This window comes from Psychrobacter halotolerans, from assembly GCF_039680845.1.
Taxonomy (GTDB): Bacteria; Pseudomonadota; Gammaproteobacteria; order Pseudomonadales; family Moraxellaceae; genus Psychrobacter.
The window spans coordinates 264,749-283,347 of record NZ_JBDKWD010000003.1 but is presented as its reverse complement, the minus strand read 5'-3'; the positions used below and the strand labels follow the sequence as shown (position 1 = coordinate 283,347).

Annotated in this window: 9 protein-coding genes and 1 pseudogene; 6 read left to right on the top strand and 4 right to left on the bottom strand. The window is 43.8% G+C overall.

What is annotated here, in order from left to right:
* Window positions 1–30: 30 nt before the first annotated feature.
* Both AAJP47_RS07735 and AAJP47_RS07730 read left to right on the top strand, forming a co-directional pair.
* Window positions 31–1,632, top strand: coding sequence for an exonuclease SbcCD subunit D C-terminal domain-containing protein (locus AAJP47_RS07735; protein WP_346717329.1), 1,602 nt, complete (start codon window positions 31–33; stop codon window positions 1,630–1,632).
* A gap of 103 nt (window positions 1,633–1,735) precedes the next feature.
* Window positions 1,736–5,608, top strand: a complete 3,873-nt coding sequence (locus AAJP47_RS07730) for an AAA family ATPase (RefSeq protein WP_346717328.1) — start codon at window positions 1,736–1,738, stop codon at window positions 5,606–5,608.
* 200 nt (window positions 5,609–5,808) lie between these two features.
* Here the strand turns inward: AAJP47_RS07730 and AAJP47_RS07725 are convergent, their stop codons facing one another.
* A complete protein-coding gene (locus AAJP47_RS07725) occupies window positions 5,809–10,644 on the bottom strand; it encodes an NAD-glutamate dehydrogenase (RefSeq protein ID WP_346717327.1) in 4,836 nt (1,611 codons plus the stop codon).
* Window positions 10,645–11,149: 505 nt separating this feature from the next.
* On the opposite strand from AAJP47_RS07725, the gene purD reads away from it, so the two are divergent.
* Together purD and AAJP47_RS07715 are read left to right on the top strand one after the other, a co-directional pair.
* A complete protein-coding gene (gene purD, locus AAJP47_RS07720) occupies window positions 11,150–12,496 on the top strand; it encodes a phosphoribosylamine--glycine ligase (RefSeq protein ID WP_346717326.1) in 1,347 nt (448 codons plus the stop codon).
* 418 nt (window positions 12,497–12,914) lie between these two features.
* The gene (locus AAJP47_RS07715) at window positions 12,915–14,309 is read left to right on the top strand and encodes an ABC1 kinase family protein (protein ID WP_346717325.1); all 1,395 of its coding nucleotides are present in this window, start codon (window positions 12,915–12,917) and stop codon (window positions 14,307–14,309) included.
* Window positions 14,310–14,434: 125 nt separating this feature from the next.
* Here AAJP47_RS07715 and AAJP47_RS07710 read toward each other — a convergent pair whose 3' ends face one another.
* On the bottom strand, window positions 14,435–15,124 hold the full coding sequence (locus AAJP47_RS07710) for a DUF938 domain-containing protein (RefSeq protein WP_346717324.1): 690 nt from the start codon (window positions 15,122–15,124) through the stop codon (window positions 14,435–14,437).
* 199 nt (window positions 15,125–15,323) lie between these two features.
* Between AAJP47_RS07710 and AAJP47_RS07705 the strand changes: the two genes are divergently transcribed.
* Together AAJP47_RS07705 and AAJP47_RS07700 are read left to right on the top strand one after the other, a co-directional pair.
* On the top strand, window positions 15,324–15,521 hold the full coding sequence (locus tag AAJP47_RS07705) for a DNA gyrase inhibitor YacG (RefSeq protein ID WP_346717323.1): 198 nt from the start codon (window positions 15,324–15,326) through the stop codon (window positions 15,519–15,521).
* A gap of 41 nt (window positions 15,522–15,562) precedes the next feature.
* Window positions 15,563–16,744, top strand: coding sequence for an aspartate aminotransferase family protein (locus AAJP47_RS07700; protein WP_346717322.1), 1,182 nt, complete (start codon window positions 15,563–15,565; stop codon window positions 16,742–16,744).
* A gap of 99 nt (window positions 16,745–16,843) precedes the next feature.
* Here AAJP47_RS07700 and AAJP47_RS07695 read toward each other — a convergent pair whose 3' ends face one another.
* Entirely contained in the window at window positions 16,844–17,743 is a 900-nt protein-coding gene (locus AAJP47_RS07695; protein ID WP_346717321.1) for a LysR family transcriptional regulator, read from the bottom strand.
* A gap of 234 nt (window positions 17,744–17,977) precedes the next feature.
* Window positions 17,978–18,599 (bottom strand): annotated as a pseudogene (locus AAJP47_RS07690) (DNA polymerase III subunit gamma/tau); the annotation flags it as partial.

Sequence of the window (18,599 nt, the reverse complement as noted above, 5' to 3'; positions counted from 1 at the left end):
TTTTTCGCACGTTTAACAATAAGTCCAACTATGTCCATACCTGACGCGCCTACCTACTTGTCTGCCAAACCTTTAAACATTTTGCACACCTCCGATTGGCATTTAGGGCGGCGGTTATATGGTCGCCTTCGTTATGATGAGTTCGAGTCGTTTTTGCAGTGGCTACAAGAGACAATAAGCGCGCAGCAAGTGGACATCTTAATCGTCGCGGGTGACATTTTTGACACCATGACCCCAAGTAACAAAGCCCAAGCGCTGTATTATGAATTTCTGGGTAAGGTGTCGAAATCCTGCTGTCAGCATGTGGTCATTGTGGCTGGCAATCATGATTCACCAACATTTTTGGATGCCCCCAGCAATGTCCTTAAGTTTTTAAATGTGCATGTCATCGGCACGGCTTGTGAGGTTTTGGCCGATGAAGTATTGGTTTTAGGCGATGAGGACAATGATCCACATTGCATTATTGCCGCTGTTCCCTATTTGCGTGATCGTGACGTGCGTAGCAGTCAGGCGGGCGAGTCAGGTCAGACCAAAGATGCCAATGTCATCGCTGGTATCCGCGTACACTACGATCAAGTAGCAGACATTGCCAAAGCTCAACAAGCAAAATTAATGAAAACGCACCAGCGCCATATTCCTATCATTGCCACAGGTCATCTATTCGCGGCAGGCGGCAAAACGACTGATGATGACGGCGTACGCGAGCTGTATGTTGGCTCACTTGGTAAAATTTCCGCTGATATGTTCGATGACAGCTTTGATTATGTTGCCCTTGGTCATTTGCATGTACCGCAACGGGTTGGTGGTTGCGCGCATATTCGCTATTCAGGCTCACCTATTGCCATGGGTTTTGGTGAAGCAAGACAGCAAAAACAAGTACTGCTTATACAGTTTGGTGCTATAAATAATATTGATAATGAAATCGTAGAATCAAATACCACATCTGATAGTGTTGTTCCTCAGCTATCTAACACGGTTACTAAGGTTGAAAAATCAGTAGAAAAAACGGCTAAAAGAGCAGTAAGTCAAGCCGCTACCTTTATGGATGATTTGTTTGGTTTTGACGAGCCAGCAGAAAATGTTGAGATAAAAAAGGATGCTGCCATCATTTCAACGTCTGAAAGCGAGTCTGATGAGCAAAATCAAGACAATGATCTAATGCTAACTGAGTTTGTGACTACCAAAGAAACACGGCATGACGACAACTCAAAGCAAATGCAGGTGAGCTCCCTACCCGTTCCAACCTTTCAACGATTGATGCAAATATCAGGCGATTTAGAGGCCATTAGTCAAACCATCAATCACACTATACAGTCCATTTCGAGTACAGAATCAGTTTGGCTGGAGATTATTTATGCGGGCGATGCCGTCGTCAGTGACTTACGTGAGCAAGTTCTGATAATGATAGAGGGCCTGCCGTGTGAGGTATTAAAAATTAAAAACACGCGCACTTATAACAAAGTCCTTAATCAACAGCAGACTTCTGAGACGCTACAGGATTTAAATGAAATGGAGGTTTTTGAGCGTTGCTTAACGGTACATAATGTTTCTGATGAGCAAAAACCAAGCTTACGCAATGCTTATGAGCAAATCGTTTATAACCTTCGCCATGACGATAAGTTGGCAGAGTGATATGATTGACCTATCATGATAGCCCCTTTTTGACACTATTTTTTATCACTATGAACTTCTTTACTTTTACATTTGCTGCGACTACCAACAATAAGACCCATTCATGCGCCTAATCGAACTCAGACTGAAAAACTTAAACTCCCTAAAAGGCGAATGGCACATTGATTTTAGTGATACCGCTTTTATTAATGAAGGTATTTTTGCCATTACAGGACAGACGGGCGCTGGCAAGACGACGATCTTAGATGCCATTTGTCTGGCACTATACGGTGAGACGCCAAGGATCAATAGTATCAGCAAAAGTAGCAATGAAGTCATGACGCGGCAAACGGCTGAATGCTCGGCTGAAGTGGTAATTGATTTAAACGGCAATCACTACCGCTGCCGCTGGGGACAGCGCCGAGCTTATAATAAAGCGGATGGCAACCTGCAAGACGCGACGCACGAAATCGCAAAAATTAACCTCGATGATGTGTCAAAACCCGATGATCTGTTAGAAAGTACCTTAAAGCATACCAAAAATAAGATCATCGAGCTGACGCGGATGGATTTTCAGCAATTCACTCGCTCTATATTGCTGGCGCAAGGCAGTTTTTCCGCCTTTTTAAAGGCAAAAGCTGATGAACGGGCAGACATTTTAGAAAAAATCACGGGTACGGATATTTACGCGACCATCTCAGCCCATGTCCATGATAAAAAACGGGCTGAAGAAGACATTCTCAGCAAACTGCAATACGGTCTAGATGGTTTGATGCTACTAGATGCCAATGAAGAAAAACAGTTAAAGTCAGATTTGCAGTCGTATCAACAAGCGCAAAGCAAACAGCAGCAGATGCTTCAAACCCTAGACAAAAAAATCCAATGGCTCGATAGCGTCACAGAATTAAAAGACAAGCGACAGCTTTATCACAATAATCTTGAGAAGGCTCAGCAGGCCCAGCAAGACTTTATCCCTGATGCCAAGCGCCTCGCCGCTGCTAATAAAGCATTAGAGATCGACAGCCAATTTAGCCAGCTTGTCAATAACCGCGACAATCTTAAGCGTTTGCAAAAAGATCAGCAGCAAATTAGCCATACCTTGCCGCAGCAAGAAGATAATTTGGCGCAAGCGACTGTATATCTAAAGACGGTACAAGGGCAGGTACAAACGGCTAGTGATGCGCTGCAAGCGGCTTTGCCTAATATTAAGGCGGCACGCAAACTAGATGTAGACATTGCGCAGCACGCTCATAGCATAAAGGATGTTCAGCAAAGACAACAAACGCTAGCAACCAACGCTCAGGGCTTACGTCAAGAGATTAACCATCACACTAATGAAGCGCAGCGAAATACCAGCCAGCTGACAAAAATAGAAACGCAGCTCGATGACGCTCATGCGTTTAATGATATTGAGAGCGACATCGCCAACTTTGAGGCGCATTGTGGTCGCTTAAAAGTATTGCTACAAGACAATGCGGCGTTAGCAAAGGATAAAAAAGCCCAGCAAAATCAAATAGCCCAGCACCAGACCAGTCTTGATCGCCTCTATGAACAGCAAAAAGAGCAAGAAGCTACCAAAGCGATAACGCAAGATACATTAAAAGCGATACAACAGGAGCAAGCAGCACTCACTGAGTCGCAGTCAGTGGCTGATATGCGCACTGAACAAGAACAGATCGATCATATCAGCAGTCAAGTTGAACAAGTCAGCTTTAAAAGACAACAGCTCAATACGCTTTATGCTCAAAGCAAAAAAACAAAGACTGACCTTCCAGCAATACATGACGAGCTCACAAAACTGACAAGCGCTATTCATCATACTGAATCAGCATTGCAAATTGCCAAAGACAAGCGTCATGACAAACAAACCCAGCTACATTTATTACAAAAAGTCGCCAAGTTAGAGGATTACATTGCTGATTTAGAAGACGGTCATCCTTGCCCGCTGTGCGGCGCACTTGAGCATCCTTATCGCCTCAATCATCCCCATTTAGCCAAAGAGACGGAAGCTGTCCAGACACAGCGCCAGATAACAGAACTGGATACCACCATCGCCGATTTGGAAAAAACCTTATCAGAGCAGCGTATCCACCAAGCCACAGCGCAACATCAGCTTGAGCAGTCCCAAGGGCAGCAAACGCTACTGGATGAACAAATACACACGCTAGAAGCTGATCTCGGTCAGTTAATCAGTACTGTCTTAAACAAAACCCCTTCTGAATGTCTCACAGCGATTATAGAACCGCTATCAACGCTGCAACAGATAGAGACGCCGACCGACTCACTAGCATTGTTAAACAGTATCAAAACTCAGCTTACCCAATATCGGGAGACGCTTAAAAACACCCTATCTCACTATGAAACGCTTAATGAGACAATTTCTACCATACATAAAACCACAGAGAATTTGAAACAAACCGAGTATCAGCTGGCAAGTGATATCAACGATATTAAAATACATATCGAAGTAAGCTCGTCAACGTTAAAAAATCTTGGTGAAAAATTCGATGACCAGTTTTCTGAACTAAAAACCCTTACAGACGCCATATGGCATCTGCTAACCAAATACTCAGCTGGCACGTATCAATCAGACTCAATCACAGCGATACGCGCCTTGCAGCACTCGCTACAACCGTTGATAGCCAGTATTGAGACTCAAACCATACTAAGCGATGTGGCCACTCAGGCTCATATCGATACCTTGCGCCAGCAGCACCGTAGTCTTGGACAACTAAAAAACCAACTCAATACGTTTAAAGAAGAACAGCACGCTTTAAGAACCGCACTTGGGCGCATAGAGACGCAAATCGAAACCAAGCAAAACCAGCTTAATCAAAACCAAGAAGAGCTTGATAAGACCGCTCAATTAGTCACGGATAAAACGACGGTGCTTAATCATCTTCAAAAAGACAGAGCGCAGATTTTTGCGGATAAAGATCCTGAAGAGGAAGACAACCGCCTGCGCAAGGCACTAGAGCAAGCTCAGGCTGAGCAGATCACGGCTCAAAGACAATTGGACAATACCGAGTACACACTCAACCAATTGCTTGATAAACAAAAAAACTTGTCCGAGCAAATAACAACCGTCACTGATACGCTTAACACGCAAGAAAATGTGTTTCAATCAGCGCTCGCCGCCTCTGACTTTATTGACGAAGCTGATTTTACGGCGGCTCGACTGCCTGTGGATGAGCGCAAGGCACTCAATCAGCAGCAGCAACATATCGATTATGCTCTAAAGCAGGCAAAGTCGTTACTCGACGACACGCAAAAAAACCTTGATGATAAGCAAGCTCATCCATTCACAACGGACGATAAAGCCACGCTCACCGAGCAACAGCGGCAGGCACAGGATGAGTCTAATAAACGCATCGAGTCGATTGGTGCTATTAGCCAGCAACTAAAAGACAATGAGGACAAAAAAGCCAACCAACAGGCACAGCTTGATGCCATCAACACGCAAAAGGACAAATTGCAAGTCTGGCAACAATTGCACAAGTTAATCGGCTCATCTGATGGTAAAAAGTACCGCACCTTTGCGCAAGGCTTGACCTTCGATCTGATGGTCACACACGCCAATACTAAATTGCAAAAGATGAGCGACCGTTACCTGCTGATTCGTGATGACGACAGCCCACTTGAGCTTAATGTGATTGATAATTACCAAGGCGGCGAGATTCGCAGTACCAAAAACCTCTCGGGCGGTGAAGGCTTTATTATTAGTCTTGCCTTAGCGCTGGGACTGTCACAGATGGCCAGCCAAAATATTCGTGTGGACTCGCTGTTTTTGGATGAAGGCTTTGGCACCTTGGATGAAGAATCACTGGACATTGCACTCGATACATTGACCAACTTACAACAAGAAGGGAAATTAATTGGGGTGATCTCTCATGTACAAGCGTTAAAAGATCGCATTTTGACGCAAATCAAAGTTGAAAAACTCTCAGGCGGCTTTAGTCAAATCACAGGGCAAGGTTGTCAACGAATATCTGATTAAAATATTGGCATTGGTACTCTTGATAGCAACCGTATTCTCAGTCGGGTTATCTTTTTGATAAAATTTTAGGGCGTGTCCTCATTTTTAGTCCATTTAGATGACTATCGCTTGAATTGAGGACACGCTCCAGTTAAACAATAAAAAAACCACCGTTAATTCATAACGGTGGTTTTTTTATAGCGTTTTTTATTGAGTGACTGTTATTTTGTCACCAAACCACTGAGCTCACTCATCAATACTGAGAGCGTTGAGAGACTTACTTGACTGTCTTCATTACTATCAAGCTTGCTCATTTCCGCCTCTATTGACGCCAAACTGTCCAAATGACGCGCTCGCCACTCACTAAAGGCTTGCTTGGCATCAGGTTTTGACAGTACCGCATCCATAAGCAGACGTAAGCTACGTGTCAACTCATTGACAAGCGCATGACGTGCACGGCGATCCCAATATCCTTGCTGCGGTAAACCTGCGATATTGTCCATCATCCAATCTAACTGCAATACTTGATAGGCTTCAAAGTACAGCGTTGCAATCTCATCGACAGGACGCTCATATTGCTCGGCCAAAATAGCAGCATCAAGAGCATCGACATGATATGGTAGCATCGCAAACAACGCCGCATCGGTGTTGGACAGCTCTTTTTCCATCAGGCTTGTGGTATCTTCTTGTAAATACTGAGCAAATTGCTGCTCAATAAAACCGCCCGATTTGGTCAGTTTCTCCACGCTATTACTAAAGCGGCTGATCATATCCGTCACTTGTAAGTTTTGGCCAAAGGCATTGATAAACCAGACCACACCGCGCTCAAGAGCATCACGTAGACGCAGCTCAAGCGTGAGCAATAGCGTCGCATCGACTTGATTGTCCAAGTCTTCAAGCGCTCTCCAAGCTTTTGATACATTAAAGACATCACGGGTAATCGCATAACCACGAATAATGGTGGCAAGTGATTGGTCAGTCTCTTCATAAAGACGGAATAATGCTTCAATACCCAAACGATTGACCACGCTATTGGTCAAATATGTGCTGATAATCTCGCGGTGTAAGCGGTGCTCAGTCATTTCATCAAAGAAGCGGGCTGCTAACTCATCAGGGAAGTATTTGCGTAGCTCATCAATGAAGTATGGGTCATCGGGCAAGTCGGACAACAACAAGTTGTCATAAACCCACATTTTACCGTAAGCCATAATAACAGCCAATTCAGGATTGGTGAGACCGGTATCTGCTTTTTGGCGTTTGGCAATCTCTTCATCTGATGGCAAATACTCAATCGCACGATCAAGACGACCTTCACCTTCTAACATTTGAATAAAACGCTGATGTTCATTCAAATTCGCTGACGCTTGCAGGTGACTGAGTTCAATCGCTTGCGGCTGCAAGTAATTTTGGCGCAATACCAATTCTGCCACGGTATCGGTCATACTCTCTAACAGCTCATTGCGCTGCTTCAAGGTCATGTCACCCTGCTCGACCACTTTGCCCAGTAAGATTTTGATATTCACTTCATGATCTGAGCAGTTCACGCCACCTGAGTTATCGATAGCATCGGTATAAATGCGGCCGCCCGTTTGTGCGTACTCGATACGTCCTTGCTGGGTAAGACCTAAGTTACCGCCTTCACCAACGATGGCTGCGCGCAGCTCGTTCCCGTTGACACGTAGCGCATCATTGGCACGATCACCAACATCAGCGTGGGTTTCATTGACGCTTTTGACGTAAGTGCCGATACCGCCATTCCAGAGCAGATCAACAGGCGCGCGCAGTAAAGCGCTGATCAAGTCATTGGGCGTTAGACTGTCGGCACTAATATCAAAGGCGACTTTCATCTCTGGACTGATGGCAATGGTCTTGTCTTGACGTGAGAAGATACCCCCGCCTTGACTGATTAACGATTGCTCATAATCTGCCCATGATGAGCGCGGCAACTCAAACAAGCGGGCGCGTTCAGCATAAGAGCTTGCCGTATCTGGATTGGGATCAATGAAAATATGTAAATGGTTAAAGGCCGCAACCAGCTTGGTATGGGTTGATAGCAGCATACCGTTACCAAAGACGTCCCCACTCATATCACCGATACCAATAACGGTAAAGTCATCGCGGTTTTGAATGTCCATGCCGCGCATACGGAAGTGGCGTTTAACTGACTCCCAACCCCCGCGTGCGGTGATGCCCATCGCTTTATGGTCGTAACCTACCGAGCCACCAGAGGCAAAGGCATCATCAAGCCAGAAGTTGTACTCAGCCGCCAAAGCATTGGCAATGTCTGAGAAAGTGGCAGTACCTTTGTCCGCGGCAACCACCAAGTATGGATCGTCTTCATCATGGCGCACGGTATTGGCTGGCGCGATGATATTACCGTCAACAATATTGTCTGTGATATCAAGCATACCGCGTAAGAATGTCTGATAGCAGGCAATACCTTCAGCTTGGAACGCTTCGCGACCATCCGCCATGGTTTTGGTTTTGACGATAAAGCCGCCTTTTGAACCCACAGGCACAATGACCGCATTTTTGACCATCTGCGCTTTAACCAAACCCAATACTTCGGTGCGGAAATCTTCCATACGATCTGACCAACGCAGACCACCACGTGCCACTTTGCCACCGCGTAAATGCACTGCTTCAACACGCGGTGAGTAAACAAATATCTCAAACATCGGTTTCGGCAGGGGCAAATTCGGAATGGCAGCGGCCAAGAATTTAAACGACAAACGGTCTTTACGTTGACCTTTATCATCGACTTGGTAGAAGTTGGTACGAACCATGGCGTTGATTAAGTCTAAGTACCAACGCAGGATACGGTCTTCATCCAAACTGTCAACGTCAGCAAGGGCGGCATTAATTTGCTCTTGGATCTGAGTCGTTTTTTCTTGACGGACGTTGTCACTGTGCTCAGGATTCATCCGTGCATCGAACAGATCGCTCAATGCCATGCTGATGTCACTGTTTTTAACAACCGTTTGTTGAATATACGTGCTAGAGAATGGTGCGCGCGCCTGTATCATATAACGCGATAACGCACGCAATACGACCACATCATGAGTATCAAGATTGGTCGTCAGTACCAGCTCATTAAACGAATCGCTTTCGACCTGTCCTGCCCAAATTTGCTTGAGACTGTCTTCAAACTGACCACGAACCACTTGCATATTGACGGTATCAACGTGCTCTAATGTCAGCTCATACTCTTGCATCCAAATTGGTTGCTCTGGCAGATCAAACTCATAAGTTTGGGCAGAAATGACGGACACACCAAAGTTTTCGAGGATTGGCAGTACTTTAGACAAAATAACGGGCTGCTCGCGGCCGTATAACTTAAGATGCAGCTGATTACGTGCATCGCCTGTTGACTGATATAAATGCCAAATCATTGGCTGCTCTTCAGTCAATCCTGATAAGCGTTTGGTATCTTCGACCGCAGTACGAGTATCAAAACGTTCTTGATAGGCGGCTGGAATATAATTCAAAAAGCGACGATTTAATGCATTAGCTTGCTGCTCACCGACATTATCGAGCAGCATTTTTTGATAACTGTCACTCCATGACTGCATCAGCGCTGATAATTTGGCTTCGAGCACTTCAGTATTGACGTCATTTACTTGACCGGGTACGGTACGGACGTGAACATGAACGCGGGCATGAGCTGACTCATTGAATTCTGTCGTAAAGCCTGAAGAAGTTCCGCCATACGCTTCTTTGAGGACATTTTGTACTTTGATACGCAGTTCAGTGTTGAACTTATCGCGTGGGATATAGACCAAACATGAGACAAAACGCTGATAATGGTCGATACGGCTAAACAGACGCAGACTCTTTTTATCTTGCAGTTGGCTAATACCAGATACGATCGGATACAACTCTTCGACGCTGGCTTGAAACAAGTCATCGCGCGGTAACGTGTTAATCACATGCATCAGCTTGTGATGAGCATGGCCATCACGTGGCAGTTCTGCCATTGCCATGATTTTATTGGCTTTTTCACGAAGTAACGGTATTTGTTGTACAGTCAGCTGATAAGCTTGTGAGGTCAACAAACCAACGAATCGATATTCGCCAACCAATTTGCCGTTATCATCAAACTTATGAATACCCAAAAAGTCCATATATACTGAACGATGGATTGGAGAGACGCGGCTCGACTTAGACAGCATCAATACGCGCGGTTCAGTCAATAGCTGCTTTAACATTTTGGGCAGTTGACTAAAGCTTTCTGACAGTTTGTCCTCTTCAGCACCGCGCAGTAAACCAAGGCCACTATTACCAATAGCAAATAAATCTAAGTCGGCAGGCTTGGCCTCAACTTCGATGGATTGACCGCCTTCTAAACGGTATTCGCGGTAACCTAAGAATATGAAATGCTCGTCCAATATCCAATCCAAAAATGCTTGTATTTCTTGCTGCGAATAGAAAATTTCAGGTAGCGGTTTTTTGGATAGCTCTGTTTTGATATCCATCAGTTGTGCACGCATCTGTTTCCAATCACCGACCACCGTGTCTAAGGTGTCAATCTTGTTCAGCAGCATTTTTTGCAGCGCGTCCAAATCGTTGTTATCTTGGTAAGCAATTTCGCAGTGAATCAATGACAAATGAGACGTGGCACTTTCATGAGCACCTTCAACATTTGTAATTTGTCCATCATCATCACGCATGACGCTCACAATGATATTATAAGTACGATGAACATCAATGCCTTCTGCTTCAAGGCTCATTAAAATGGTATCGACTAAAAAAGGTCTGTCATAAGCCACGATTTGAATGACCGTGTGCGAGCTATGAAAGTGCTGCTCTTCTGCCTTTGGATTGATTACTGTGAGCTGCGGCTTACTACCGTCATAGGCTTTTAGCAGCGTAAAATGGTGTAGCGCCATACCTGCTAAGTCGTTATTGCTGATGGCTTTTGCCGCTTCTTGGTGTAGTGGTTGGTAATAGCTATGAATAAAATGGTCAAATAGCGATTTGTCTTTTTGTACATAACTGGTAGCAATATCGCTTATTTGGCTGATGCGCTCTTTTGCGATACTGAGGGAGTTTGGCATGTCCTTCGTCCTTTTTTACAGGTTTGATTTATCATTTATTTATTCGAATTTATGAATCTATCCATCGACTGACCATGCGAGAATACTTAACACTTCTCACAAGGTGCAGTAGTATATCCATTTACGTGGCATATTCTACTTTTTCTTACTGTTTTGAGACTTTCTCCTTTTATGCTCTTATACTTTGAGAATATGTATCGATTAGGATTAACTATTATCTAGTATGGTGAAGTTTAACGCACCTAGGACGGGAGCTAAAGCGTACAACATCATTTCATGAATCAGCAACATGTCGATAACAATTACTAATGGAATAGAGCCTTATTGCAAAATTGCAAAGGGCATCGTTTTATAGAGCATTGATGGCGGGCCAGTGGATACTCATGGTAATTGTGACGGGTTTTTTGTTAGAATATGCCAGTGTCTTTGAGAATGTATGGCTCACTCACGATTAACTTTGATGTTAAATGAACTTTAATGCTATTTGATACTAAGGGTAGGATGTATGACAAATATTTTGGTGATCGGCTCAGGTGGTCGTGAACACGCACTAGCATGGCAGTGTGCAAAAGATGAGACAGTAGAAAATATCTATATTGCGCCCGGTAATGCAGGCACTGCCCTTGAACCCAAATGCCAAAACGTTGTCTTAACCTCTGACGACGCGTCAAATGGGCATGCGGCTGTCATAGATTTTTGTCAAAATAACGCCATTGATTTGGTCATCGTTGGTCCAGAAGCGCCTTTGGTAACCGGTATCATTGATGCTTGCCGCAAAGCAAATATCAAAGCATGGGGACCGACAGCGTATTGTGCCCAGCTAGAAGGTTCAAAAACCTTTGCCAAAGAATTTATGGCACAAAATAATATCCCAACAGCCGCCTATCAAGGCTTTACCGATGCTACCGCTGCCAAAGCGTATATTGATGAGCAAGGCGCACCAATCGTTATCAAAGCAGACGGTTTGGCCGCTGGTAAAGGCGTCATCGTTGCCGAGACGATTGAACAAGCGCATGAAGCTATTGACGATATGCTGGCGGACAATAAGTTTGGTGATGCTGGTAGCCGCGTGGTTATTGAGCAGTTTTTACAAGGTGAAGAAGCCAGTTTTATTTGTATGATCGATGGCGAAAATATTTTGCCAATGGCAACCAGTCAAGATCATAAGCGCGCCTTTGAAGGCGATACAGGCCCGAACACAGGTGGCATGGGCGCATACTCTCCTGCACCAGTCGTGACGCAAGACGTTCATGAAAAGGTAATGGCGCAAGTCATCCAGCCAGTGGTTGATGCAATGAAAGCAGCGGGTCATCCCTATACCGGTTTCTTATATGCGGGGTTGATGATTGACCAAGCAGGCGACCCTTATGTCATCGAATTTAATTGCCGTTTTGGTGATCCAGAGACACAGCCTATCTTGATGCGTCTGCAATCTTCGATGGTTGATTTGGTGACGCAAGGGCTGGCAGGTCAATTACCCAGTGAGGCAAAATGGGATACCCGCCCTGCTCTTGGTATTGTTGTTGCCTCAAAAGGCTATCCTGAAACCTCCTCAAAAGGTGATGTGATTGCTGGCCTGCCAGAGCTTGATAGTCAAAAATCCAATGCAGTTAAAGTTTTTCATGCTGGCACGGCATTTTCTGACAGTGATACCACGACTAATGACAAAGCAGGAATTAGCGAAAAGGAAGTGGTTACCAATGGCGGGCGTGTGTTGTGTGTAACAGCCTTGGCAGACACTATCTCTGATGCTCAGCAAGCAGCATTAGCAGTCACAGGTGCCATCAGTTTTGAGGGGGCCCAATATCGTCGTGATATCGGCCATCATGCCATTGCGCGTGAAAAAGCTTAAATAATTTTTATTAATAGTAGTTTAATTAACATTAACTTGATTCATTAAGACAGCATATAAATGATCGAATTGATCTGATTTTTTAAGTGTTTTTTGGCTGATATGATAAGACCTAGCGTAATGCTAGGTCTTATTTTTTACCGTTTTCATGTATTTTTAACTAGGTGCTAATTTTCTACTTGTTATCTTCTACTATGAACAGTCATTGATTATGTATATGAAATCGTAAACATTATAGGCATTTGGGTTGAATTTTATAAGCTCACGATAGCTTACAAAGTAACTGCTGTCATCTCACCAAGGCTCACCAATCAATTGAGCTTTATATGATACAATTTTGTACCTATGCATCACATCTCCCTTGTATTGTACGTCTTGAGCCCGCAAATCGATAGCAACTGGATGAATGATTATATTTATGGCAAATGATACGTCTAAACCTTTTAGCAATAAACAATCAATCGATAACTTAAAAACGTCAGGTTTTGAGCGTCGAATGTCAATAGCCAAAACCTCTTTAAATATTGGTCGTCGCTGGGCAGGTAATAGTGTGTCTGGTATGTTCTTAAACAAAGAAGCACGTACCGCGCGTAACCAAGCGTTTATGGAAACACAGGCAAATTATCTGGCCTCAGAACTTGGTAAGCTTAAAGGGTCAGTCGTTAAAATTGGCCAAATGCTGGCGATTTACGGTGAACACATTTTACCGCCCGAAATCACCCGCGCATTACAAACGCTTAATGATGACACAGCCACATTATCATGGCCAACTATTGAACTGACATTACGTGAACTATTGGGCGCAAGATTAAATGAGCTTGACGTTGACCCTATTCCAATTGGAACCGCATCCCTCGCCCAAGTCCACCGTGCTACTGTCATTGCGACGGGTGAACAGGTCGTCTTAAAAATTCAGTATCCGGGTGTGGCAGACGCCATTAACTCAGATCTTGCGTTATTCAAACAATTATTAAAAGTAAGTAATATCGTTCCACAAACTCGCTCATTGGATGCTTGGTTTGAAGAGATACGCGATTTGCTCCATCACGAAGTTGATTACGAAGCAGAAGCGCTAACAACAGAACGTTTTTACGATCGTCTCAGTAATGATCCACGCTATGTAGTGCCCAAGATCAACCGTAAGTATTCGGAAAAGCGCTTATTGTGTATGTCTTATGAGCCAGGCATCACTGTTGTGTCCGAAGAGTTACAACTGTTGTCTCATGAGCGGCGTAGCGCTATTGGTCAAGCAGCTATTGAAATTATGATGCAAGAGATTTTTGTTTGGGGCGAAATGCAGACCGATCCAAACTTTGGTAACTACTTGGTTCGCGTAAGTACCAATGACAATGATGTCGACAAGCTCGTGTTATTAGATTTTGGCGCTATTCGCCAGTTTGATAATCATCTATTAACCATCGCCCGTGGTTTACTTAGAGCTGGTTACCATCATGATCATCAGGCGATGACGTTAGCAATGACTGGCTACGACTTTTTTGACAGTATGAGTGATAAAGTACGTTCCAATGTCGCCTCCTTGTTTCTATTGGCCACAGAACCTTTTAGTGATCCTACCATTAATTCTGATATTCCTGCTGATTGTTTAGATGGTAACAATCGTTATGTCTGGGCAAACAGCAAACTGCATTCACGTCTTTCAACAGAGGCGACGCGTGCGATGCAATCTTTTGAGTTTAATCTTCCACCAAAAGAATTTATGTTTATTAGCCGTAAATTTATTGGCGCTTATACCCTTCTTACCGTCCTAGACTCATATACAGATTCTAATAAATTAGTGAAACCTTATTTGTAATGCTAATTGACAGAGAATTTTTGGCTGTCTTTTAGTGACAGCTTTTCTTGATTAATTTTTTATTTACTTAGGCTATTTTATATTTAGTAATTATGCTAATTTAAGTGTGTGAATTTTTACTTAGGCTATTTATTGTTGTCTATTGTCTCAGCTTTCCAGTTATCAAATCTTGTTTTGTATCCTTCTGGTTTATGCATTTTAAGCTCCCAGCAGACCTCATCCCTTGCCAGATACTTTACTTCAAAATGAGTACGCTGACTGTCTTTAGGTACTTGCGAACGGGTATTTGGTAGACACCATATCTCATTTGCTTGTTGCTCTGCATTATCAATATACGCTTCTATATTGGTCACAAGAATCACTTCCCCGCCCTCTTGTAAGCGTGACAATAGGAATTCAAAGAAAGGCATGTTTAACCATTGCTGATTTGGATTGTGCTGCTCAGGATTGGGATAAAGGATAAATATTTTTGCGATACTATTGGGCCGGATGGCATGCACCGTCCAGGCAATGGCATCTGCATGAATGGGAGTTAAATTCGATAGGTGTTGTTGCTTAGCCAGTTTTGCAAAAGCGTCAAATTTATTACGCGTACGCTCAATGGCAATCAGATGCTTATCAGAATTTTGAGCGGCAAAACTGAGCGCATGTTTGCCCTTCCCCGCACCGATCTCTAATATTAAAGGAGCACTGCTCTTTTTTTCTGCCGTGTTTTCTACGATGATATTGGGAAGCATGAAATCACGTGGCGGTGAGAGTTTGTCTGGTTGAAATGCGCGCGTCTGATGATGTGTACGCTCGATGTTATCAGTCATTTACTGTCCTTTGGGTATTTGTCTTTTGCCATTATTCGGCCACATGCTATTATATAGTCAATCCACTTTAATAGTAATATAACGACAGCGAGTCCGCACTGATCGCTCTTAATTTAAACAAAGCTCAATAATCTAGATTGACCGCTTTCGTTAATATCATACTCATGCTCGAAGCCTCAAGGATACACGCCCCTTTATTATGAATGACTCTAGCCCCAATACCAACACCTCACCCAAGACTTATCCTTGTCCACGTTGCGGTACTCAAACGGCATGGCAGGACAATAAATACAAACCGTTTTGTAGTAGTCAGTGCAAGCTTATCGACTTAGGTGCTTGGGCAAACGAAGACTACACTTTGCCCGCTGAAACCACCCCTTTTTCTGACGAATTATAATCAATATTTCCATTTAACTGACTACCCTAAGGATGTTTTACATGTCTGCGACTTACCTGATGCCTACTTATAACCGTCAACCGATTAGCTTTACTCGAGGTTCAGGTAGTTGGCTATATACCAAAGATGATACGCCTTACTTAGATGCGCTGACAGGAATTGCGGTTTGCGGATTGGGGCACTGTCATCCACAAGTAACAGAGGCCATTCAGCAGCAAGCAGCCACCTTGGTACATACCAGTAATTTATTTGGTATCGATTGGCAAGAGCGTGCTGGCGAAACCTTGTGTCAAGCGGCCCAAATGGACAGCGTTTTTTTTGCCAATAGCGGCGCTGAAGCAAATGAAGCGGCGTTAAAACTTGCTCGTCTGTATGCGCATAAGCAAAGCTTCAAACATCCTAAAGTGATTGTGATGGAACAGTCATTCCACGGCCGTACATTGCTGTCATTATCAGCCACTGCCAATCCAAAAGCACGTGAAGGGTTTTATACGTTAGATGCAGATTTCATCCGTGTACCATTTGGCGACATTGCCGCAATTAAGCAAGCTGCCCAAGACTATGATGAGATTTGCGCCATTTTTGTTGAGCCTATTCAAGGTGAAGGCGGTCTCAATACCGCTGCCAATGGTTTTACTTATCTTGAAGAGCTACAAGCTGAGTGCGATGCCCATAACTGGCTATTTATGCTTGATGAGGTACAAACAGGGAATGGTCGCACGGGTAAATACTTTGCGTATCAACACAGCAGTGCGCGCCCTGACGTTTTAACAACAGCTAAGGGTTTGGGCAATGGTTTTCCAGTTGGTGCTTGTATGGTTCGCGGCCGTGCCAATGGATTGTTCGGTGCTGGCAGCCATGGTTCTACTTATGGCGGTACACCATTGGCGAGCCGTGTGGTTCATAGCGTGTATGATGTGCTAGCAAACAGTGACATTATGGACAACGCCGTCAGCGAAGGGTTATTCATACGAGAAACGATCGTTAATGCACTTGGACAGTATGGCGTTAGTAGTCGCGGTGCTGGTATGATGATTGGTATCTCATTGCCCAAAGACATGGATTGTAGTCAGCTGGTGGATCGTGCGCGTGATGAGCAAAAGATGATTATCAATGTCACGGGCGGTCATGTCATACGCTTGTTGCCTCCGCTAAATATGAACCGCGATGAGAGTACGCAAGTGGCTGAGCGTGTGATTGACTTATTGAAACCTTCTTTCTAAAATTTGATAAATTACGCTTAAAAAAGCCTATAAACAGATATTGTTTATAGGCTTTTTATATTACTTGCCAAACCAACTGGCATGCAACTGTCTCGATCTTTAGTTAGCACGGAAGTATTTTTTCAATACTTCTAGGCAACGAGTAATCTTGGCTGGCTGCTGTTCACGGTTTAAGGTAACGGCATACAGTACAAAGCTTGGTAATTGATAACCTGTCAAAACTTCGACCAGCTCACCATTTTCAAGCTCTTTTCGGACGTCCATCTCCATAATTCTGATCAAACCATGTCCTTCTTTGGCCAAAGTAGTTGCCATAAAGACATTATTGGTACAAATACGCGACTGCATCTTTGTGCGCGTTTTTTTACCTGTTTCTGTTTGAATAAGCTCAATTTGGTTGGCATCTTGCATGATTTCAATACAAATCAGCTGATGTTCGGCTAGATCCTTGGGAGTTTGTAATTTAGCATTTTGGCGAAGATACTGCGGTGACGCGACAAGCATTTGGCGTACGTCAGTTAAAGGGTAACTGGTAACAGTTGAATCATCAATCGTTGGACTCATGCGAATCGCAATATCAATACGCTCATCAATCATGTCAATATAACGATTGTCAGCAAGATAGGTGATACTGAGGTCATCGTGAGCGGCCATCCAAGTAGATAGCGCTGGTAAAATGTGATTGACCCCAAGCTCAGGAGTAGTTGCCACACGCAAACTACCTGCTAACTCATCACGCAGCTGGTTAACCTTGATTCGACCCTGCTCTGCTGCGCTGACCACATCTTTTGCGGCCTCATAAAAACTTTCACCAGCTTCTGTTAAGCTCAACTTACGAGTTGAGCGGTGCAATAAAATCACGCCCAAGTCATTTTCTAATGAACGAATTTGTTGACTAACTGCACTTGTCGTAATACCAAGCTCACGAGCCGAGCCACTAAAAGAACCATGTCCAACCACACTGGCAAACACAGCCATACCGCGTAAATTATCCAACATATCCTCACCTAAGCTGCATTTTAATTGTTAATTTAACTTAACCATTATAACGAATTTAAATTTATCTTACCGTTACTAAATACGCTATTTACAATCAAACAGCGTCGCTTTGTAACCAGTAAAAATAAAAATATCAAGGCAATAGCATAACACTGCCTTGATATTTTATATGTATATTATGTCTAACAACTGTATAGACTTTTTAATCTTCCTAAAAACCAAATATAAAACTGTCTAATACAACTGGACTTTACCCATTTTGCCTTCACCGCGCTCAGTCAAGTATTGCATCACTGGCGTATTAAGTAGCTTTGATTCTGCCACTGTTTTAGCGTGTGCTAAGCGTTTGTGTTGACGACGCTCCGGGGTTTTGTCGTCCGACTGCATGACACTACTATCAATCTGTAGATTCATTTCCGCTTCAGGGAACTGTAGTTGCAATTTTTTAGATAATTGCTGGAAGATAACTTGTAAATGTTTACTATCTACCCCTGTCAAAAAGGTTGATTTACCATTGCACAATCCGGTAACCACCCCTTGACGCGCCAATGCCAATTCATCCTGAGCCAGAACGTCTGTTTCACGAGCGGTTTGTAACCAGTAATCCCATTTTTCGGGCGTCCATTCGCCTGTCAACTCTTGCGGTGGGCATCGTAGCAACGTTCGTGGATCATCCGGCAGCGTCATTAACCCAGCATCATCTGTAGCAGATTCAAGTTCGATAACTGGCTCAGACTCAACAACTGGTTCAGACTCAACAACTGGTTCAGGCTCAACAATTGGTTCAGGCTCAACAATTGGTTCAGGCTCAACAATTGGTTCAGGTTCAGCAATTGGTTCAGGTTCAGCAATTGGT

Excerpts from the sequence above, each read along its gene's own strand:
- AAJP47_RS07735 (WP_346717329.1), top strand. The coding sequence starts at position 31 with ATGTCCATACCTGACGCGCCTACCTACTTGTCTGCCAAACCTTTAAAC.
- AAJP47_RS07730 (WP_346717328.1), top strand. The coding sequence starts at position 1,736 with ATGCGCCTAATCGAACTCAGACTGAAAAACTTAAACTCCCTAAAAGGC.
- AAJP47_RS07725 (WP_346717327.1), bottom strand. The coding sequence starts at position 10,644 with ATGCCAAACTCCCTCAGTATCGCAAAAGAGCGCATCAGCCAAATAAGC.
- purD (WP_346717326.1), top strand. The coding sequence starts at position 11,150 with ATGACAAATATTTTGGTGATCGGCTCAGGTGGTCGTGAACACGCACTA.
- AAJP47_RS07715 (WP_346717325.1), top strand. The coding sequence starts at position 12,915 with ATGGCAAATGATACGTCTAAACCTTTTAGCAATAAACAATCAATCGAT.
- AAJP47_RS07710 (WP_346717324.1), bottom strand. The coding sequence starts at position 15,124 with ATGACTGATAACATCGAGCGTACACATCATCAGACGCGCGCATTTCAA.
- AAJP47_RS07705 (WP_346717323.1), top strand. The coding sequence starts at position 15,324 with ATGAATGACTCTAGCCCCAATACCAACACCTCACCCAAGACTTATCCT.
- AAJP47_RS07700 (WP_346717322.1), top strand. The coding sequence starts at position 15,563 with ATGTCTGCGACTTACCTGATGCCTACTTATAACCGTCAACCGATTAGC.
- AAJP47_RS07695 (WP_346717321.1), bottom strand. The coding sequence starts at position 17,743 with ATGTTGGATAATTTACGCGGTATGGCTGTGTTTGCCAGTGTGGTTGGA.